The organism is Candidatus Gastranaerophilales bacterium (genome assembly GCA_028693235.1).
GTDB lineage: Bacteria > Cyanobacteriota > Vampirovibrionia > Gastranaerophilales > Gastranaerophilaceae > JAQUVW01.
The window spans coordinates 50,445-70,072 of record JAQUVW010000005.1; the positions used below are offsets into that span (position 1 = coordinate 50,445).

The 19,628-nt window shown below is 33.9% G+C and carries 19 protein-coding genes and 3 tRNA genes; 16 read left to right on the top strand and 6 right to left on the bottom strand.

Annotated elements, in window-relative coordinates; all coding sequences use genetic code 11:
• Nucleotides 1-1,047: 1,047 nt before the first annotated feature.
• Nucleotides 1,048-1,125, bottom strand: a tRNA-Asp gene (locus tag PHV37_09225).
• Nucleotides 1,126-1,256: 131 nt separating this feature from the next.
• Here PHV37_09225 and glyS point away from each other — a divergent pair.
• Nucleotides 1,257-3,284, top strand: coding sequence for a glycine--tRNA ligase subunit beta (glyS, locus tag PHV37_09230; GenBank protein MDD3238262.1), 2,028 nt, complete (start codon nt 1,257-1,259; stop codon nt 3,282-3,284).
• A gap of 63 nt (nt 3,285-3,347) precedes the next feature.
• Nucleotides 3,348-3,737: a PDZ domain-containing protein gene (locus PHV37_09235; GenBank protein ID MDD3238263.1), complete on the top strand. Its 390-nt coding sequence runs from the start codon at nt 3,348-3,350 to the stop codon at nt 3,735-3,737.
• Here the strand turns inward: PHV37_09235 and PHV37_09240 are convergent.
• Complete coding sequence (locus PHV37_09240; GenBank protein ID MDD3238264.1) at nt 3,734-4,963, bottom strand: hypothetical protein; 1,230 nt, start codon at nt 4,961-4,963, stop codon at nt 3,734-3,736. The genes PHV37_09235 and PHV37_09240 overlap by 4 nt on opposite strands.
• Before the next feature lie 98 nt (nt 4,964-5,061).
• A complete protein-coding gene (locus PHV37_09245; GenBank protein MDD3238265.1) occupies nt 5,062-6,402 on the bottom strand; it encodes an S-layer homology domain-containing protein in 1,341 nt (446 codons plus the stop codon).
• 186 nt (nt 6,403-6,588) lie between these two features.
• On the opposite strand from PHV37_09245, the gene PHV37_09250 reads away from it, so the two are divergent.
• The 4 genes from PHV37_09250 to PHV37_09265 are packed head-to-tail and all read left to right on the top strand — an operon-like array spanning nt 6,589 to nt 9,194.
• Nucleotides 6,589-7,638, top strand: a complete 1,050-nt coding sequence (locus PHV37_09250) for a hypothetical protein (GenBank protein MDD3238266.1) — start codon at nt 6,589-6,591, stop codon at nt 7,636-7,638.
• The gene (pnuC, locus tag PHV37_09255) at nt 7,628-8,335 is read left to right on the top strand and encodes a nicotinamide riboside transporter PnuC (protein ID MDD3238267.1); all 708 of its coding nucleotides are present in this window, start codon (nt 7,628-7,630) and stop codon (nt 8,333-8,335) included. Before PHV37_09250 ends, pnuC begins: the two co-directional genes overlap by 11 nt.
• Before the next feature lie 53 nt (nt 8,336-8,388).
• Nucleotides 8,389-8,652, top strand: coding sequence for a TIGR03905 family TSCPD domain-containing protein (locus tag PHV37_09260; GenBank protein MDD3238268.1), 264 nt, complete (start codon nt 8,389-8,391; stop codon nt 8,650-8,652).
• A gap of 32 nt (nt 8,653-8,684) precedes the next feature.
• Nucleotides 8,685-9,194, top strand: coding sequence for a ferritin (locus PHV37_09265; protein MDD3238269.1), 510 nt, complete (start codon nt 8,685-8,687; stop codon nt 9,192-9,194).
• A gap of 73 nt (nt 9,195-9,267) precedes the next feature.
• On the opposite strand, the gene PHV37_09270 is transcribed toward PHV37_09265, so the two are convergent.
• Nucleotides 9,268-9,339 (bottom strand) — tRNA-Gly (locus tag PHV37_09270).
• Between the two features lie 83 nt (nt 9,340-9,422).
• Nucleotides 9,423-9,496, bottom strand: a tRNA-Met gene (locus tag PHV37_09275).
• A 184-nt stretch (nt 9,497-9,680) separates the two neighbouring features.
• On the opposite strand from PHV37_09275, the gene PHV37_09280 reads away from it, so the two are divergent.
• Entirely contained in the window at nt 9,681-12,296 is a 2,616-nt protein-coding gene (locus tag PHV37_09280) for a pitrilysin family protein (protein MDD3238270.1), read from the top strand.
• 84 nt (nt 12,297-12,380) lie between these two features.
• On the opposite strand, the gene PHV37_09285 is transcribed toward PHV37_09280, so the two are convergent.
• On the bottom strand, nt 12,381-13,493 hold the full coding sequence (locus PHV37_09285) for a glycosyltransferase family 4 protein (protein MDD3238271.1): 1,113 nt from the start codon (nt 13,491-13,493) through the stop codon (nt 12,381-12,383).
• A 233-nt stretch (nt 13,494-13,726) separates the two neighbouring features.
• On the opposite strand from PHV37_09285, the gene PHV37_09290 reads away from it, so the two are divergent.
• From PHV37_09290 to PHV37_09330, 9 genes are read left to right on the top strand one after another with little or no spacing between them, the layout of a single operon-like run.
• Nucleotides 13,727-14,338: a lytic transglycosylase domain-containing protein gene (locus PHV37_09290; GenBank protein ID MDD3238272.1), complete on the top strand. Its 612-nt coding sequence runs from the start codon at nt 13,727-13,729 to the stop codon at nt 14,336-14,338.
• Nucleotides 14,338-15,153, top strand: a complete 816-nt coding sequence (locus PHV37_09295; GenBank protein ID MDD3238273.1) for a flagellar hook-basal body protein — start codon at nt 14,338-14,340, stop codon at nt 15,151-15,153. Before PHV37_09290 ends, PHV37_09295 begins: the two co-directional genes overlap by 1 nt.
• A 20-nt stretch (nt 15,154-15,173) precedes the next feature.
• Complete coding sequence (gene flgG, locus PHV37_09300) at nt 15,174-15,959, top strand: flagellar basal-body rod protein FlgG (GenBank protein MDD3238274.1); 786 nt, start codon at nt 15,174-15,176, stop codon at nt 15,957-15,959.
• A 15-nt stretch (nt 15,960-15,974) separates the two neighbouring features.
• Nucleotides 15,975-16,685 (top strand): flagellar basal body P-ring formation chaperone FlgA, encoded by a 711-nt coding sequence (gene flgA / locus PHV37_09305; protein MDD3238275.1) that lies wholly within the window; start codon nt 15,975-15,977, stop codon nt 16,683-16,685.
• Nucleotides 16,686-16,702: 17 nt separating this feature from the next.
• Nucleotides 16,703-17,326 carry a flagellar basal body L-ring protein FlgH gene (locus tag PHV37_09310; protein MDD3238276.1) on the top strand — a complete coding sequence of 208 codons (624 nt, stop codon included), beginning with the start codon at nt 16,703-16,705 and terminating at the stop codon, nt 17,324-17,326.
• 31 nt (nt 17,327-17,357) lie between these two features.
• A complete protein-coding gene (locus tag PHV37_09315) occupies nt 17,358-18,464 on the top strand; it encodes a flagellar basal body P-ring protein FlgI (GenBank protein MDD3238277.1) in 1,107 nt (368 codons plus the stop codon).
• A gap of 15 nt (nt 18,465-18,479) precedes the next feature.
• A complete protein-coding gene (locus PHV37_09320; protein MDD3238278.1) occupies nt 18,480-18,818 on the top strand; it encodes a hypothetical protein in 339 nt (112 codons plus the stop codon).
• Nucleotides 18,819-18,833: 15 nt separating this feature from the next.
• Complete coding sequence (locus PHV37_09325; GenBank protein MDD3238279.1) at nt 18,834-19,109, top strand: hypothetical protein; 276 nt, start codon at nt 18,834-18,836, stop codon at nt 19,107-19,109.
• A 16-nt stretch (nt 19,110-19,125) separates the two neighbouring features.
• Nucleotides 19,126-19,623, top strand: coding sequence for a flagellar protein FlgN (locus tag PHV37_09330; protein ID MDD3238280.1), 498 nt, complete (start codon nt 19,126-19,128; stop codon nt 19,621-19,623).
• The last annotated feature ends 5 nt before the right edge of the window (nt 19,624-19,628 follow it).

The following is a 19,628-nucleotide window of genomic DNA, read 5'->3' on the forward strand; positions in this document are numbered from 1 at the left end:
TTTGAATGTTCCGGATTCTATGACTAAAAAAAACATTATTGTTATTGATGAAACAAGAGCCGAATATATTAGAAAGGCTTTTGATATGTATGCATCCGGGGAATATTCTGCATTGTATATAAACAATCTTCTTTACAAAGAGGGGTTTAGAACACGCAAGGGCAATAAGTATTCAAAATCTGCACTAGAAAGAATGTTTAAAAACATATTTTATACAGGCAGATTTATTTATAAAGGAATCGTCTGCGATAATGCACAGCATGAGGCATTGGTAAGTGATGAAACTTTCAACATGATCCAGGAGCGATTGGGAACTTTGACAAGAGCAAGAACTCATTCTGTCGAATTTCCTTACCTTGGATTGATAAAATGTGGTGAGTGTGGTCATTTGATGGTTGCAGAACTCAAAAAAGGAAAGTATGTTTATTATCATTGCAACGATTACAATCGTGATGGCTGCAAGAAAACATCATATATAAACCAAGATAAGATAGATAAAGCGATTGCTGAGTTCTTAAAGCGACTAGAGTTCACAGATGAGTTTGTTCGTTCTGTTTTGGATGCAGTTGTTCAAGTTCACGAAAAGAAAAATAATTACAATCACGACATGGTGAAAACAATAAACAATCAAATACAGGTCATCCAGAAACGAATTGAGAGGGCTTATATTGATAAATTGGATGGAAATATACCAGAAGATTTTTGGGTTGCTCAAAATAGAACGTGGCATGCCGAAAAAGAAAATTTGTATGAGCAACTAAAAAAAGTAAATGAATTTGATAATCAATTTTATGATAATGCAGAAATGTTATTGAAATGGTGCAAAAATTCTTATAAAACTTTTATGGATGGAACAATCGAGGACAAAAAAACTATTGCAAAGATAGTTCTATCGAACTTGACGTATAAAGACAAGAAACTAGACATAGAGCCAGTTTCGCTATTTTATGACATGTTGAAACCTGCGACAGAAAAACCAACAATCGAACTCGCTGAAACACAGACTACACATAGCAAAAAGACCCTTAAAAAGGGTCAATTTGTAAATGGCGGGACCGACGAGGCTCGAACTCGCGACCTTCTGCGTGACAGGCAGACACTCTAACCAGACTGAGCTACGATCCCATTTATATTAAGTTGTAAAGGTATTATAAAACAAGGAATTTTTTTTTGCAATATCTTTTCTTAATTTTACAGCAAATCTATTTAAGGTATAATAATTTTATTAATTGTTATATTTGATAAAGAGGCAAATTATGAATAAATACTTGATTGAAATCGGAACCGAAGAACTCCCTTATAAGTTTATTGCTACTGCGGTTACTCAACTTAAAGACGGATTGGGAAAATCTTTAGAGGAAAATAAAATTAAGTTTGATTCAATCAAAACTTTTGCCACACCTCGTCGTATGACGCTTCTTGTTGAAAATATTGCTTTGAAACAAGATGATATTCAAAAAACAATAAAAGGACCTATTTCTAACATTGCTTATGATGAAAATCGCAATCTTACAAAGGCTGCTGAAGGTTTCGCTAAGAAAAATAATGTTGCTCCGGAAGCTTTGTTTGAAAAAGATAATTATGTTTGGGCAAATGTCGAGCAAAAAGGTAAAGAATCAAAAGCTATTTTGCAACAAGTTATTCCTGAACTCGTTATGAAGCTTAGAGGCTCTCACTTTATGCGTTGGGCGGATTTGGATGTCAAATTCCAACGTCCTATCAGGTGGATTGTTTCTATATTTAACAATGAAAAATTGGAAATTCAAATCGCAGATATCGTTTCCTCTAATGTTTCAAGAGGACATAGATTTAGTGACAAAACTTCTGTTGTTATTGACTCACCTGATAAATATGAAGCTGTTTTGGAATCAGCCCATGTAATTGTTGATGCTGAAAAAAGAAAAAAGAAAATTGTTGAATCTGCTACAAAAAAAGCTCAAGAAATCAGAGCTGACGTTGCTATCGAAGATGAACTTTTAGAAGAAGTTACATATCTTACCGAATGGCCGGTTCCTGTTGTTTGTGATTTTGAAGAAAAATATTTGAATATCCCTGATAAAGTAACAGTTACCGTCATGGCTACTCATCAAAGATATTTCCCTTTGTATAAAGATGGGAAATTGTTGAATAAATTTATCACCATGGCAAATTATGTAGGCGATGCTATTGACAATATTAAAGCTGGTAACGAAAGAGTCGTAACCGCTCGTCTTGAAGATGCTATTTTCTTTTTTGATGAAGATACGAAAAAATCTTTAGTCGATTACGTCGAAGATTTGAAAGGTGTTACATTCCAAAAAGGTTTGGGTTCTGTTTATGATAAAACGCAAAGAATTGTTAAACTTTCTAAATCTATAGCTGATGAATTAAAAATAAATTCTGATACAATCGCAAGAACGGCTTTGTTATGTAAAGCGGATTTAGTTACCAGCTTGGTTTTTGAATTTACAGAGCTTCAAGGCTTTATCGGCTCTGATTATGCTAAAATCTCAGGTGAAAAACAAGAAGTCGTAGATGGTATAAAAGAACATTATTACCCGCTAAATGCTGACGCTGAAATTGCTAAGAGTATTGAAGGTCAAGTTGTTGGTATTGCTGACAAAGTCGATACTGTCGTGGCCGTATTCTCTGAGGGGAAGAAAATTTCAGGCTCTCAAGACCCGCTTGGCGTAAGACGTGCAACTTTGGGTGTTTTAAAAACTATAATTTTAAATAATTTGGATATAAATCTTGATGAACTTATTAAAAAGTCTATAGACCTTATGCCTATTGAAATTGAAGATAAGGATAAGTTGTACAAAACTATCAAAGAATTCTTTGAGCAACGTTTGATTGTGCTTTATTCTGACAATTATAAGCATGACGTAATTGAATCTTGCTTAAACAAAAATGTTTTAGCTGATTTGAAAGATTTTGTTCAAAGACTTCAAATAGTTTCTGCTCTTGTAGAAAAAGAAAACTACGGCAGTTTCCATGAAGCAGTTAATCGTGTAATTAGAATTATCAAAGACAATGAGTCACATGAACTCCCCAATGAGTCATTATTTAATACCCAACAAGAGAATGCTTTATGGGAATATATAAAGTCTATTGATACTGATAAAATTTCATATAGTGAACTTACAGTTGCTTTAGAAAATTCAATAACTTCAATTAATGATTTCTTTGACAAGGTTCTTGTTATGGATAAAGATGAAAATATTAAGCAAAACAGAATTAATCTTTTGTCACAAACAAAGAAAAAATTTGCATCTATTGCCGATTTTTCTAAAATAGTTCACTAAGCTTACTATTTATAAAGGATGAGCATTGATTTGCTTCTTTATAATAAAAACAGAGGTTATATAGTGAATAATTTTAAATTTGTTTTGACGGCTTTATTGTTAATTGCGGTTTTAGGAGCGATTGATACTGCGTATGTAAATCAATCGCTTTCTAGATTTAAAATGTCCATGATATATAGAGATAGACCTGTGGTTATTGGCGTAGGTGTTGAGGAAACCGGGAATGCTCTCAAAATAAAAGATGTTGTCCACGGGACTCCTGCTCATCAAGCCGGCGTGCTCCACTCAGATACATTGGTAAGCGTTAATAATGTCAAAATATCTTCTGCTCGGAGGTTGCAAGACGTTTTGGGTAATCTGTCTAACGAAGAAAGAATTATCCTCGGTATCATCAGAGAAGGAAGCTCTGATATTACATATGTGCCTTTAAATATTGTAAGAGCCGAACTTTAAGGCATAATGCTGTTGATTATGGCTTTTATATTTTCGTCAGAAAGTTTGTTTAATATATTTTCTTTTTTTATTCCGTCTAATGAGTTTAGAATTTGAAGGGTTGAAACTGCCTCACAAACAACAATTTCGTTTTCGTATGTTAAAAGGGTTTTGACTTTTTCTGCTGCTGAAACAAGTTTTATTTCTTTTATTACTTCAAGAGCTCCGATTATTCTATGTTTGCAGTGTGAAAGTTCGTCAAGAATCGCCGTTTTTTGTTCATCCCAAAATGCTTTGTTTTGTCTTTCTAAAAGAGCCAGAATTTCAGTGAGTTCTTGTTTTGTATTTTTATCTTCGTCAAACGTATATTCATCACTTTGGCAAAGCATTTGGAATTTAGCCAATGCTTTTAATAAAATTTGAGCTATTTTGCTTTTATAATGATTGTCGGTTTTGTTGGTATCAATGAGTCTGGATAAAATATCGTACAATTCAAATTGAAAGATTTGAGATAAAGGCAATATTTCACCGAGTCCACCGATAATATTGTCAATTGTAATTAACACATTTTTTTTGTGGTCAGAGTCTAATATAGAAACAAGGTTTACAAGGTAGGGTATTTCTCCTGCAATGTTTTCAGGCATTGCAGAGGCTTTCATTGATTTAAAAACAGCTTCTAGGGGTGCATTTTTAGCGTATGCAACGAAGAATTTTACGGCTTTTAATTTTTCAAAATCATCTTTGTCTTCAAGCATTTCAAGAGCTTTTTGGTAAGATTTTTCGTCTTCCATTTTTCCTAAAGCTTGAGAAGCATTGAAAGCTAACGCTTCATCGTCACAAAAACAATACTCGTTAAGCGTTTCAAGAGCAATCGTATCAGGAATGAATGAAAAATATTTAGCCGAATACGTTTTTTGTTCTGGTGTACCGTTTTCAAGCAAATCAAATATTTCATCTGTTAAATTTTCAGATGCAAATTTTGCTAAAATAATAGCAAAAGTTTCATCAAAATCTTGAGAATATATATCAAAGAATTTTATTATGTTTTTATAATTATTTTCATCAGAGCTTTTTTCCAGTCTTTTTGCAAGATTTTGTTTTATAAAATCGAACATAAATTCTGTTTTATTAACTAAAGCTTTAAAAAATTCAACATCACCGTTATCCAAAAGATATTTTGCGGCGATTAATGCTTTTTTTTCGTCTTTAGCAGTTATATCGTTTAAGTATGGCTGAAAATTTGTCATAAATAAATTATATGCGACTTTAACAAAAAATAAAAGCCCGAATAAAAAAATCCTCCAAATGATTAAGGAGGATTTTTAAAATATATTATTTGTGAAAACTATAGTTGGTCTTTAGGTTCTTGACCTTCGTTGTATAAATTGCAATCAAGTTTAAGTTCAACGTAAACGTTTTCATTTGCTTTCGCTTTATAATTGACACCTTTGGTTAAAAATCCTGTTGCCAAGCCTACACCGGCTCCGACAGGAAGTCCGATGGCAAGCCCTGTAGATGTTTTACCTGTTCCGCCGCCAATTCCAAGCCCTACGCCGGTTCCGACTGCAGCACCTGCTGCTGTGTAGACTAAAGGTTTTTGCCAATAGTTTTCTTTTAACACGCCATCGTAATTATTTAAAACTCTTGCAACAAAAGGAATTTTCTTGCCTGATGGATATTGAACTTCTGTAAAATCCAAATAGACTTCTGCGTTTTTGTTTACCCAACCAGGTTTCTTTAATTCTTTGATTGTTGCATACAATTTTGTGTTTGCAGGGAAAATCAAGGTTCCCTCTTTAGTTTTGACATCTTGTTTGAAATATAGTTGAACAACATCGCCGACTTGGTGTTTCTTTGACATAAATGTGTCAAGGAAAGATACTTGGAATACATTTTTTGCAAGTAATATTTTACGGAAATTTGTAACTGTTACTTTATTAACGGCTGCATAGGGATATGTTTCCAAGTGTTCAGTGCCCAAGATGTATTCTTTTGGCGGTTCCGGTTTCTTTGCAGCAGCAGCTTCTTCTTCAGCTGCTTTTTGTTTTCTATATTGTTCATTCAAATATTCAAGTTTTTTCATTAATGTTGCTAATAAAATCGCAGCTTCAACTCTTTTTAATTGAGCATTCGGGTTCAATATTTTTGGGTTAGGAATATTGCAATATAAACCGTATTTAACAGCTTTTGCGTATGGCATAACTGCCCATTTCGGAATCATTTTATAATCGTTAAATTGTTCAAGAATTGTTTTGTCAATAACCGTATCTTTTGTTATGTGGCTCATAATAGAAGATGTTTCAGCTTTTGTGATAATTCTTTTGGGTTGGAAAGTACCGTCTTTGTATCCATAGACCAAGCCGATTTGTTCAGCTATTACGATATCTTTGTATCCCGTTGTTTTTTCGTTCACATCTTTGTAAGCAGTTTTAATGGTGATAGGAGTTTGGTCAAGCTCTAATGCTCTTAATAACATTCCTGTAAATTCTGCTCTGTTTACAACAACCCATGGGCGGAATGTATTGTCTTGGTAAGGAATTATTACCTTTCTGTCAACAACATTATTAATTTCTTCATTTGCAAAGAAATTAGGGTTAATGTCGTTTAAGTTTGCTGCTAAAACAGCCCCCACATTTGATAGCATTAACGAAAACGCTAAAAATGCTGATAAAATCTTCTTTTTCATCTATTATACCTCTCAGAAATAAAAATAAATTTCGTAAACTGTACTTGAGATTATAGAATAAATGAGTTGCTAAAGCAACGAAAAATGAAGATTTCCAAAGCACTAAATCGTTTATGGCAAAATAAATCTTTATAATTGTTTAAATAAGAGAATAATAAGTCGTATTTAATTTATAATCATATAGATATGAAAATAACCTCAATCAAGACATCTCAATACAGTAATATGCCATCAAATAAAACTTTTAAAGGTTCTTTAAACAACAAAAAACTTTTAAAAGGGCTGGAGTTTGCGGCTGAAAACGGAGCGTTGGTGACGACAGGAGTTACTTTATTGCTGTCTACTTTTGTTCGTCCTTTGGCTATTTTGATGACCCCGAAAAGCGAAAAAAAAGATAAACAAATAGCTTCTGCTAAATCTATTGCCTCCAGTCTTGTTGGCTTTGGGCTTACAGCTGCTATTTTTAACCCTGTTTCAAAAGCAATGAATAAAATAACGGATAAACCGGAACAATATTTAAAACCAATGACTATAAAAACATTGAAAAACGGAAGTGAAACATTAGACAAAGCTTCTGCTTTTAATTTTGTTAAACAAATCACAAAATTGAGTCCTGAGATGATTTCAGTTTTGCCTAAAGCAATTTTGACTACCGCCTTGATTACTCCTTTTGTGAAGCTTTTGTTTAATAAAACTGATAAATCTGACAAGCAAAATGTTCAAAAAGTTGACCCTAAAACATCTCAAGTAACTTTTAAAGGGGCTCTTAAATCTGACAAATTGGCTAAAGATGTATCAAAAATAATTAATAACAAAAAAGTTCAAGACATTGCTCTTAAATACTCTGACAGTAACTTCCTACAGCATGCAATGAACATAAAAGACGTGTTCGCAACAGCTTGTTTTACGGGGATAACTTTATTGAGCTCAAAGATAAAAGACAAAGATAAAAAACCATTGGTTTACAATTCTTTAATTTCTACAGGGCTTTCTATTGCAGGAGGCTATGCTGTTAATGCAGCTATTGACAAGCCTGTTCAGAAATTTACCGAAAAATTTGTGGAAGCAAACAAAAGTGACCCAAAGTTATATAAATATCTAAACGGTATAAAAATTATGAAACCTATACTTATTTTGAGCGGGGTTTATTATGTCTTGATACCTATGCTCTCAACACTTGGAGCCGCTAAGTTATCACAGGTGAAAGATAATAAGCAACAACATTATGCAAAATGATAAATCTAATATAAAGAATTTTATAAAATCTGAATTTTCAGGCTGGTCGCACTTTGAAGTGTCTTTTTTACTTCTTGCTGTAATTGCCGTCAGTATAGCTTCTTTTTATAAAGAGGATTCTGGTTTTGCTTTAACTTCTGCTGTCTTTGGGATTATATACACGGTCATGGCTGGTAAAGGAAGGGTTTCGTGCTATTTTTTCGGAGTTGTCGGCACTCTATGTTGTGCCTATATTTCGTATAAAATTGCTTTATACGGCAATTTCGCTTTGCATTTGGGATATTATTTCCCAATGGAAATTATAGGATTTTTTACATGGAGAAAAAACCTCCAAAAAACTACTAATGAAATTATTAAGTCGCAATTATCATCCAAAGAAAGAGTAATAATAACCCTTTTGACGATAGCGGCAACTATAATGGCTTATGTTTTCTTTAAAAAAATAGGCGATATGTGCCCTTTTGTAGATGCTTCGATGACGGTGTTGTCTTTGCTCGGCATGTACCTTACCGTCAAAAGAGATATAGAACAATGGCTTGTGTGGACTCTTGTAAATATTCTATCTGTAATTATGTGGTTTAATGCTTTTAGTCAAGGAGAGCATATTTTTGCCATTTTGATTGTAAGAATAATTTATTTCTTTTTAGGTATATACTTCTTTGTAAATTGGAAAAAACAAATTGCAAATAGATGTTAATACTGATATATTTAACTCATTAACAGGCATTTAAAAAGGAATAAGAATATAACATGAAAATTCAGTACCAACCTCAAGGCGTATGCTCTAAAATTATTAACTTAGAAATAGAAAACAATAAAGTTATTTCTGCAGAATTTATAGGCGGTTGCGACGGAAATGCGAAGGGAATTTGTAGCTTGGTAAAAAATATGTCCGTCAATGAAGTGATTGAAAAATTGCAAGGCATAACTTGTGGTCCTAAATCCACAAGTTGCCCAGACCAACTTGCAAAATGCCTTATTCATTATCAGAAAGAAGTCGAACAAACTGTCTAGTATGGATTTGTTTTATAAGAAAGAAGGTAAAAATGATAAATGAAAAATTAGAAAAAGCTATCAATGAACAAATAAATGCTGAATATTATTCTGAATATTTGTATTTGGCTATGAAAGGCTTTTTTAAAGAATTGAATTTGCCAGGTTTCGTAAATTGGTTTGATGTCCAAGTTCAAGAAGAACACGCACATGCGACAGGCATGTACGATTATTTGTATGAACGTGGCGGAAAAGTTGATTTGCTAAAAATAGATGCACCTAAAGTGGAAGGAAATTGTCCGCTTACTATTTTTGAACATGTTTTAAGACATGAAGAACTTGTTACTTCAAAGATTAACGCTCTTGTTGATGTCGCAGAAGAAGTGAAAGACAGAGCCGCTCTATCTTTATTGGATTGGTATGTCAAAGAACAAGTTGAAGAAGAAGCTAATGTTACAAACGTTTTAAGAACCTTGAGATTTATAGGCGATGACAAAAAAGCATTGTTAATGTTGGATAAAGATTTGGGTGCAAGAGTATTTAATCCGCCAGTAATCGGCTAGTTAATAATAAATAAAATATATAAAAACGGTATTCATTTTTTGAGTACCGTTTTTGTTTTAAGTTAAATTTAATAGCGGGAGACGAGACTCGAACTCGCGACATTTTCCTTGGGAAGGAAACATTCTACCACTGAATTACTCCCGCAATTCTTATATTATTATTTTGTACATCAATGCTATAAAAATAGCAAGTACAAGAAAAGGTTTTTCTTTTATAGGCACAAAAAATAGCAAGGGAGAGGCTCGAACTCTCGACCTCACGGGTATGAGCCGTGCGCTCTGACCAACTGAGCTACCTTGCCATTATAGTCATATTTTGTGGTGTTGGGCTTAGTGAACCACCGTTTCCACAAGCTAATTATCAGATAAACTATCAAAAAATGCAAGTTTTATTTTTTGGGTTAAACAAAAAATATTTAGACATAACTTTATAGACAATTTTAATTATCAAGCTAAAATGATACTATGAAGAAAAGAGGATTTAGAATGAAAAAAATATTTATAACTTTTATAGTGTTGTTTTTCGGTTTAGCTGGTTTTGCTGCCGATTACAATACGTATAAACTTGAAAACGGTCAAACAGTTATTATTAAAGAAGTCCATGACAACCCGATGGTGATTATTGACACTTGGATAAATACAGGCTCTGTAAACGAAACTGACAAAAATACAGGTGTTGCACACTTTTTGGAACATTTGTTCTTTAAGGGCACTTTAAAACATCCAGCTAAAGATTTTGATAGAATTCTTGAGTCTAAAGGTGCAATTACAAATGCGGCTACAAGCAAGGATTTTACTCATTATTATATTTTAATTCCTTCAAAATACTTTAACCTCGCTATGGATTTGCATTCTGATATGCTTTTAAATCCGTTGATTCCGAGAAAAGAACTTGAAAAAGAAAGAAAAGTTGTATTAGAAGAAATTTCTAAAAACAATGATAATCCTACGACAGTTATGTATAACAAAATGAATGACGCAATGTATAAAATACATCCTTACAAGCGTGAAGTTATTGGGACAAGAAATGTAATCGAAACTATTCCTCGTGAAGATATTATGGAGTTTTACAATAAATGGTATGTCCCATCTAATATGACCACTGTTATTGTCGGGGATGTCGATAGCGAAAAAGCTTTAAATTCTGTTAAAAAATATTTCGTAAAAGAAGGAAATGTCGCTCAAAAAGCCCCTAAAGCTATTTATAAAATGGATAAGAAACCTTCTCGACCTGTTGAAATAACAACTCCTTTTAAAGTGGAAACAGCATATATGGTTCTCGGGTTTAAAGGGTGCCAAAATGCAAAAAGTAAAGATTCTTATTCGCTTGATTTGTTAGCAACTATTTTGGGTGATGGCAAAACTTCAAGATTATATAAAACCTTAAAAGAACAAAAACAGCTTGTATATTCAATAGGTTCGGGACATTCTTCTTATAAACAAGATTCTACTTTTTATGTTACTGCTAATTTTGCACCTGAAAATGCGGATAAAATAAAAGATTCAACTTTGGCTGAGATTAATAAAATTAAGCTCAAAGGAGTTGACGAAGAAGAACTTGAAAAAGCAAAAAAAATTGTTGAAAGAGATACCTATTATTCTAGAGAATCAATCTCCAATATCGCTAATGAAATAGGCTATACAATGATTTTGACCGGTGATTCGGATTATTATGCTAACTATTTGAACAATATGAAAAAAGTCACTGTTCAAGATGTTCAAAATGCAGCAAAACAATACCTTGATACAAATTCTATGGTCGAGTCGGTTATTATGCCGGAAAATGTTAAATTGGCTGACAAAAAAGACTCTACTAAAAAGGATTATTCTGCAAAAGTTATTTCGCAAAACGGTAATATTATCAAATATGAGCTTCAAAATGGAGCTGATTTGATTATTAATCATAACAAATCTAATGATATTGTTGCGATGGATATTTCTGTAAAGGGCGGTAATTTTACGGAAAAAATTAAAGGCTTAGGCACAGTTACCGCCGACGCTATGCTAAAAGGAACTCAAAAATATACAACTCAAGAATTAGCTTTAATGCTCGAAGAAACCGGAGTCCGAATTGTCCCACAGGCAAAAGCTGATACGTTTTCAATAGGGGTTAAATATACAGCAAATGAACGTGATACGGCATTTGATTTGCTGAATGAGGTTTTGAATAATGCAAATCTTGACGCTTATGATATCGAAAAAGTTAAAAAAGACAAAATGGATAATATAAAAAAGACACGTGATAACCCGACGAGCGTTGTCTTTGAAGAATTTAAAACAGCTATGTGGGATGGCACTGCCTACGGAAATTCGGGAAAAGTATTGGAAAAAACTATTCCTTCAATTAAACAAAATGATGTAAAAGTTTTTTATGACGGTTTGTTTAGTCCCAAAAATATAGTTATTTCAGTAAATGGAAATGTTGACGATAAGACATTAATTAATTATTTTTCACAACTTTTCAGCACGAAACAAAATGCACACAAAGTTGTTTTAGCAAACTATTCATCACAATTTACCCCAAAAAATCAAAATTTATTGGTTAAGACTCCGAAAGATACCCAAACTGCTTGGATTGTTATAGGCTGGAGGGTCAATGGTGTTCTCAATAAAAAAGATTGGGCTACTCTGCAGGTTATTGATTCTTTGCTGGGTGGAGGGATGAGCTCTCGCTTGTTTACAGAGCTTCGGGACCAAGAGGGACTTGCTTATCAGGTCGGGTCTACTTATGCTCCCAATTTCAATAAGGGTGCTTTTGCTGTTTACATCGGCACAAACCCTAAAACTGCAATTGTCGCCAGAGATGGCTTGATGAGTGAAATTACTAAGCTTAAAAAAGAGTTTGTTGGTGACAAAGAGCTTACTCAAGCAAAAGATAAACTTTTGGGGAATTATGTTCTTTCTTTAGAAACAAATATGGACAAAGCCTCTACAATAGGTTGGTTTGAGGTTTCAGACAGAGGCTATATGTTCATGAATGAATTTCCAAAATTAATCGAAAGCGTAACGGTTCAGGATATTATTTCAACAGCAAATAAATATTTCTCAGAGCCATACGTGATGAGCGTTGTAGGACCAAAGGCGGTTGTTGATAAATTCTAAAATGTAAAAATCAGGTGTAAATTATTTGCTTTCATTTCGAGAATAAAATATTTAGCAGAATTAAACTCTTAACGAAATCAGGTTCTAAACTAAAGATTCTTGCTTCAAATGAGAGGTGAGAATCTTTTTTAAATCTTCGCTATGGCGTTCCATGTTGAAATTTTTAGCTGTTAAATAAGCAAATTCGGAAATCTCATCAAGATTATTGCAGGCAAGAACTTCTTTCATCGTTTCAGATAAATTTTTAACCGGCTTGGTTTCATAATCGAAAATCCAGCTGTTGGCGTTGTGTGCGATTATATCGACAGCCCCGCATCTTGATGATGCAATGACAGGACGCCCTGATGCCATTGCTTCAAGTATTACAAGCCCGAAAGTTTCTTCTCTGGAAGGGCATACAAGACAATCGATAGAGGTATAAAAATCGCTCATATCAGGTTGGAAATCTAAAAATTCAACTTTATTTTGCAATCCTAACAAGAATAATAATATTTTAAAAAATGGTGTTTTTTTATGATTAGGGTAAATGATTTTAGCCTTAAAGTCTTTATGAGTTTTGTTTAATTTATGTAAGGCTTCTAAAAAAGTATAGCCGCCTTTAAGGGCAAAAGTAGTTGCACTCATTCCGAAAGTAAAGGTTTTATTTTCCGCTTTTTTATATGGTTTAAATTCTTTTAAACAGGGGTATAAGACGTCAACATTTTCGAAAGGCATTTTGCAGTAGTTTACAAAATCACGTTTAGCAATCGAGGAATTTGCGATTAGAAAATTATAATCATTAAATTCTTCTTGAACTTCTTCAATTCTTTCTTTGTTCATCAATCTGCTTCTTGAAAATATTTTTTTAAAAAACATTTCAAAAGGTGTTCTGACGACAAATTCTCTATATATTTTGGAGTGGGAATGTCTTAGGAAGAAGGTTTTATATTCATCAGATTTGAAAAAGCTCTCTGTCCAATCCCAAACAAATGAGTAGCCTTTATCTTCGAAAAAAGAGCTAGTTACATTTATGTCTTCAAGTTTAATAACATTTATGTCAAAGAATTTATCCAAGTCGCTACTCTTGCAATAAAGGTCGACTTGAAAATTTTTGGTTAAATTTTCAATAAAATTCACAGCGTAGGAAGTCGCCCCACGCCCTGTGTTGTCGCCATGGTTTAAACCGTCTAAAAGAATTGCGATTTTTATGTTTTTCATAAAATTAATGTTAGCACATTTTAACGACATTGAGCAATATTTTGAGAAAATACATCTTAAAAATGATATTTTATAAAAAATATTGACCTGATGGTCTATAGAAAGGTGGTTATTTCAATCACTTGGTGGATGAATGGGGTCATCTAAATATAGTAATTTATTAGTGAGGCATAGAGTACCTATATAGGCTCCCTCGCAAAATGGTAAGTAAATAACTTGGGGAAAACAGAATAATGTCAATGGAATTGACAGGATTAGATATTGCACTACGCAGAATGCAATCAATAGAAAGACAGTTTCAGGAATTGTCAGGTTTTGCTGCTCAGAAAGTGGATTCTGATTTCCAAGCTATATTAAACAATACAATGGCAGAAAAAAATGTTGAGGCAGCTGAATCACCTTCTGAAAAAATATTTTCACCTGCTGTTAATGACACAACAAAGTCTTCAACAAGAAAAGATATTGATTCTTTAATCGATAAATACGCAGAAAAAAATAATCTTGATGCTTCATTTGTAAAAGCACTTGTAAAGCAAGAATCAGGATTTAACCCGAAAGCTCGTTCTCACTGCGGAGCTATGGGACTTATGCAGTTAATGCCTGCTACGGCAATGTCTTTAGGCGTAAATAATGCTTATGATGCCGAGCAAAATATAGCAGGAGGCACAAAATATTTAAGAGGGCTTTTGGATAGATTTGACGGCAACAAAGAGTTTGCTTTAGCAGCGTATAATGCAGGCCCCGGTGCTGTCAACAAATACGGCGGTATTCCCCCATATAACGAAACAAAAAATTATGTCAAAAATGTAATGGCTAATTATCAAAACTTTAAAGGAGGCATCTGATGATAACAAGAGGTCTTCAAATCGCAGCAACAGGCATGCAAGCTTTAATGGATGAAAATGATGTAATTGCTCACAATCTTGCAAATGTCAATACGGCAGGCTTTAAAAAGTCTGCGTTGCGTTTTAAAAGTTTGTATGATGCGAGAGTTGAACAAACTTCTCCTCCGGGAGCTGATATCAAATCAGCCGATTATAAATATGTAGGCAACATTTCAATGGGGGCTCAAACAGATAAATCTTTGTTGGCTTTTACTCAAGGAACTCTTGATAGAACTTCAAATCCATTAGATGTCGCTATTGAAGGAGATGGATTCTATAAAATACAAGATTTGGACGGAAATATTTCGTACACAAGAAATGGACAATTTTATATAAACAATCAAAACAAGCTTGTAACAAGAGAAGGCGAATATGTTCTTGATGTTAGAGACAAGACTGTCGATATCAATCTTCGCCGTGAACAATCTACCGTTGACCAAGTTACATTCCAAGGTGATGGGCAAATTGTTATAAGTAATCCGAATAATCCAAAGCTTCTTCAAAAATTGGCTTTGTATGATTTTTCAGATAAAGAAAATATGAGACAACTCGGTGCGGGTAAATTTGTGCCGACTGATATTCAAACAAATCCGCCTTTAAAAGCGGAAAAATTTACACTGCAACAAGGTGCAGTCGAACTTTCTAACACCAATACAATTACTGAAATGATTAACTCTATCAATGTTTCAAGAACGTATGAAACTTTGAGTAAAATGGTGAAAAATAACTCGACTCTTTTGCAGACGGCTATTAATTTGGGTAAGGTTAGACTATAAATTAGTTTTGGAGGAAAAATATGCTTAGAGCATTAACGACAGCAGCAACAGGCATGATGGCACAACAAAATAACTTAGACGTAGTCGCAAATAACATTGCGAACGTAAATACAACAGGCTACAAAAAATCAAGAGCAGAGTTTCAAGATTTGCTCTCAACAGCTGTAAAAACACCAGGTGCAATGATTAACCAAGGTACATATCAGCCGGTTGGTATTGAAATAGGGCTTGGGGTAAAAACTTCTGCTACAACAAGAGTTTTTACAGGCGGAACCATTCAATCTACAGGGAATCCTTATGATATTGCAATAGAAGGTCAAGGATTTTTTCAAATAATGCAAACTGATGGCTCTACAGCTTATACAAGAGACGGTTCTTTTAAAGTGGATTCAATGGGACAACTTTGCACAACAGACGGAAAACTAATACAACCGCAAATTACTATTCCTCAAAATGCATCAGAAGTGACAGTTTCATCTGATGGTAATGTATCTGTAAAAGTTGGTACAGACCCTAATCCTAATGTCGTAGGTCAAATTCAACTCGTTAAATTTCAAAACCCTGCGGGGCTTCTTTCTGTCGGTAATAACTTGTATGTAGAAACTCCGGGGTCGGGAACGCCTATTCAAGGAACTCCGGGAGAAGACGGATATGGCTCTTTACAGCAAAATTATCTTGAAGGTTCTAATGTTCAACTTGTTGACGAACTTATTAATTTGATTAAGGCAGAAAGAGCATTTGAAGCTAATTCTAAAATCATCACAGCTTCATCAGACATTTTGAGACAAACAAATCAAATAGTATAGGATTTGAATAACTGAATGAAAAAACTTTTAATTACATTATTAATATCAATCTTAACTTTCGGAATTGCAAAGGCTGACGCTCAAGTGATTACTAAAGATTCGCTTATTTTGATGCTTCAATCTCAACAGGAAAAAGAGTTGAGAGCTAAAGGCTATAAAGATATAGATGTAAAAGTTATTCATATCCCTATGCAGTCTTATACTTTTGATGATGGTGTTTTGTCATTCAAAATTAATTCAAACAGTCCTGTTTTGTTGGGTAAAGAGTACAAAAAAATTGATGTTTATTCAAACGGAATTTACCAACATTCAATTGGCGTACCTTTCGAGATAAAAATATATGAAAATGTCATGATTGCAAAAGATATAATCTCACGTGACAGTCTTTTGTCTTCTAAAAATGTAGAGTTTAAAAGAGCTAATATCTTGGGCACTCCGCAACGTCCTTTGACTCAAAAAGATTTGCCGAGAGAAATGATTACAGGCAAAATGTTTCGCCCCGGAGAAGTAATTGACTCAAGATTTTGCAAAATACACCCCGATATTGTTAGAAATGCAATGGTAAAGGTTATTTTTAAAACAGATGATGATATGTCCATTGTTGTTGATGGGACAGCCCTTGTCGAAGGTAAAATCGGTGATTATATCAGTGTTGAAAATAAGACGTACAGAAAAGTTTATATGGGTAAAGTTATCGGTATAAACAAAGTTCTTGTAGAAATATAAAAAAGGAAAATAAAATAATGAAAAGGGGAATAAGAGGTTTAATAGTTTTAACAATGGTTATAGCAACCGCTCAAATTGCAGGTTGCGAGTCATTGTTTATGATGAATGCTTCTCAAAGCTATTATTCTGAGCCAAAATCTTTATACAGCTGTGTAAGAGCACGCTCTGTCGGGGATTTGGTTACTATTGTTATGAATGAAAACGTTATTGTCAAAGATAGTTTGACTTATGGCTCTGAAAGAAGTTCAAATACAGTTGATAATTTTACAAATTTCTTAAATAAAATATTGCCCGGAAAAATATTTAATGATCAATTTAATAACTTTGGCGGAAGCAACTCTGTAGGTAGTTCAACAAACAACAAGAGAGAGTTAGCGATGAATGATTCTGTTACCGTCCAAGTTGTTCAAATGTTGCCAAATGGTAATTTATTGGTTCAAGGTAAGAAAACATTGCTTAATGCCAGTGAAAGAGTTGATTTGCTTGTCAGTGGTATTGTTGACCCACGTTGGATTAATGATATAGGTCAAATAAGTTCTAAAAATGTTGCCAATCTTCAATTCGCTCTAAACGGTAAAGGTTCTACTTCAAGAGCCGGCAACGAAGGTGTTATCAACAGAGCAGTTAAATACTTATTCTAAAACGGCTTTGGGTGAGGATAAAGGTAAAAAAATGAAAAAATTATTCAGCATATTATTAATAGGATTGATGGCATTTGCGATATTGCCACAACAGCCTGCGAATTCTGCGTATGTGCGGATTAAAGATATTACACACGTTAAAGGCGTAAGAGATAACCAATTGGTAGGATATGGTATTGTAACAGGTCTTAATAAAACAGGTGACAACTCTCGTTCTACTCAAATTACAAATCAGTTAATGTTGCAAAATCTTGGTACCGTAATCGGTCAGTCAAACTACATTCAAAAAGGTTCATCAGCTGCTGTTATGGTTACTGCGATTGTTCCTCCATTTGCTAAAAACGGCGACAAAATTGATGTTACTGTTTCAACAATGGCAGATGCAAAAAGCTTAGAAGGCGGAGTTTTGATTTTGACTCATTTAAGAGCTCCTAACGGTGAAGTTGTTGCAACAGCTCAAGGTCCTTTGTCAGTTGGTGGAGCGTCAGGTGAAGCTAACGGCTCAAGCAAAAGAACAGCTATTACAACAACAGGAAGAATTCCTCTGGGTGCGATTGTCGAACGTGATATAAATACTCAAATCGGCGATGAAGACAGTATAACTCTTTCTTTGGACAAGACAGATTATACAATGGTTGCGAGAATAGCACAGGTTTTATCTCAAACAGTTTCTCAAGCCAGAGCAATTGATGGAAGCAGCGTAAAAGTTATCGTTCCTCCAAATTTTCAAAATGACAGAGTTGCCTTTTTATCAATTATTGAAAATATGAATGTTGATGTTTCTAAGCCACAAGCGAAAGTTGTTGTAAACGAAAGAACAGGCACAATTGTAATAGGCAGCGAAGTCAAACTTATGCCGGCAGCCGTTGCTCACGGAAATATAACCGTAACCGTCACAACAAGAAATGAAGTATCTCAACCTGGGGCTTTCTCAGGAGGGTCTGCTGTCGGGTTTGCAAATTCTGATGTGGATATCACAAAACAAACAGGCAGTTTGGTCAAAATATCAGAAAATAACACCCTGAATGACCTTGTAAGAGCATTGAATGCTATCGGCGTTACACCGATTGATTTAATCTCAATATTACAAGCATTGAAAGAGGCAGGAAGTCTTCAAGCAGAGCTACAAATTATTTAAACTCAAAGGTAAAAAATGGTAAGTCAATACAATCAAGTGAATATGGATACTCAACCAACATCTTCAGAGGTTCAAATATTTAATCAAATTAAAAGATGCGGTTCTCATAAAGAACAATTGAAAAAAACAGCATCTGAATTTGAAGCTGTATTTGTGTCAAAAATGTTGAATTTGCTTGATAAAACAGTAGAAAGAGATGAAGAAAGTGTTTTCGGGAAAGAAGGGGATTACCTGAAAACGTTTAAGTCATATATGTTTAATGAAATGGCAAGAGATATTGCGAAAAATCCAAAAACTTCGTTTGGTTTTGCTTCTCAAATATATAAGCAAATGGAAAAGAATATTCAGGATTAGGGATAGGGAGTAAAAATGGTAAGCGGAATCAATTCAGGAATAAATTCAATAAGATTTTTTAATGCAACAAATGCTTTCAAAGCGGCAGTTGCAGAAGAAAAACCCGAAAAAAACGAACCCATGACAGCTGATGGTGTGCATTTGAATGACAACAATGACATGCTAAAGGTTGTAGATGTTAAAGATGTTAAAAAATATGCCTCTTTGTTAGGAGAAGACGGTCTTTCAGACGATGATATAAAGTATGGCTTAACATACGGCAGAAGCGTCATCGCTGACTGGATGGTCTAATTGTAAAGGAAGTATAATGCAAATTGACTTTGAAATGTTAGAAAATTGCTTAAATGAGGAAATAACTTTATATAAGGAACTTGAGAATTTATATAAAGAAAAACAAGAAATTTTGACAAAACGTGATGTCGAAAAGCTTGAAGATATTGACTCAACAATCCTTAAACACTTGGATAGTGTGAAATCACTTATAGAAAAACGCAAAACAATAGCCGTTTCAACTTCGGGAAAGGTTATGACTTTGTCAGAGGTTGTAGAAGCCGCTCTTAGTGTTGACAAGAATCAGGCAGATAAGTTCACAGAACTTCAAAATGAACTTAACTCGCTGGTTAAAGAGTTGATTAGGCAAGAGCGTCTAAACAATGAATTGACAAAATATGGTATTAAAACGACAAACAAAATTATGCAAATAATTTTGAATGAAGTTGCTATACCTACGAAGGAATACAACCAAAAAGGAAAGATGGTTGAACAGAGTTCTTTGAATATTTCTTCTGTCAGTGAAGAAGTATAGAAGAC

Bases quoted from the DNA above. Each gene is read 5' to 3' on its own strand.
- glyS (MDD3238262.1), top strand. From the start codon at position 1,257: ATGAATAAATACTTGATTGAAATCGGAACCGAAGAACTCCCTTATAAG.
- PHV37_09240 (MDD3238264.1), bottom strand. From the start codon at position 4,963: ATGACAAATTTTCAGCCATACTTAAACGATATAACTGCTAAAGACGAA.
- PHV37_09245 (MDD3238265.1), bottom strand. From the start codon at position 6,402: ATGAAAAAGAAGATTTTATCAGCATTTTTAGCGTTTTCGTTAATGCTA.
- PHV37_09250 (MDD3238266.1), top strand. From the start codon at position 6,589: ATGAAAATAACCTCAATCAAGACATCTCAATACAGTAATATGCCATCA.
- pnuC (MDD3238267.1), top strand. From the start codon at position 7,628: ATGCAAAATGATAAATCTAATATAAAGAATTTTATAAAATCTGAATTT.
- PHV37_09260 (MDD3238268.1), top strand. From the start codon at position 8,389: ATGAAAATTCAGTACCAACCTCAAGGCGTATGCTCTAAAATTATTAAC.
- PHV37_09265 (MDD3238269.1), top strand. From the start codon at position 8,685: ATGATAAATGAAAAATTAGAAAAAGCTATCAATGAACAAATAAATGCT.
- PHV37_09280 (MDD3238270.1), top strand. From the start codon at position 9,681: ATGAAAAAAATATTTATAACTTTTATAGTGTTGTTTTTCGGTTTAGCT.
- PHV37_09285 (MDD3238271.1), bottom strand. From the start codon at position 13,493: ATGAAAAACATAAAAATCGCAATTCTTTTAGACGGTTTAAACCATGGC.
- PHV37_09290 (MDD3238272.1), top strand. From the start codon at position 13,727: ATGTCAATGGAATTGACAGGATTAGATATTGCACTACGCAGAATGCAA.
- PHV37_09295 (MDD3238273.1), top strand. From the start codon at position 14,338: ATGATAACAAGAGGTCTTCAAATCGCAGCAACAGGCATGCAAGCTTTA.
- flgG (MDD3238274.1), top strand. From the start codon at position 15,174: ATGCTTAGAGCATTAACGACAGCAGCAACAGGCATGATGGCACAACAA.
- flgA (MDD3238275.1), top strand. From the start codon at position 15,975: ATGAAAAAACTTTTAATTACATTATTAATATCAATCTTAACTTTCGGA.
- PHV37_09310 (MDD3238276.1), top strand. From the start codon at position 16,703: ATGAAAAGGGGAATAAGAGGTTTAATAGTTTTAACAATGGTTATAGCA.
- PHV37_09315 (MDD3238277.1), top strand. From the start codon at position 17,358: ATGAAAAAATTATTCAGCATATTATTAATAGGATTGATGGCATTTGCG.
- PHV37_09320 (MDD3238278.1), top strand. From the start codon at position 18,480: ATGGTAAGTCAATACAATCAAGTGAATATGGATACTCAACCAACATCT.
- PHV37_09325 (MDD3238279.1), top strand. From the start codon at position 18,834: ATGGTAAGCGGAATCAATTCAGGAATAAATTCAATAAGATTTTTTAAT.
- PHV37_09330 (MDD3238280.1), top strand. From the start codon at position 19,126: ATGCAAATTGACTTTGAAATGTTAGAAAATTGCTTAAATGAGGAAATA.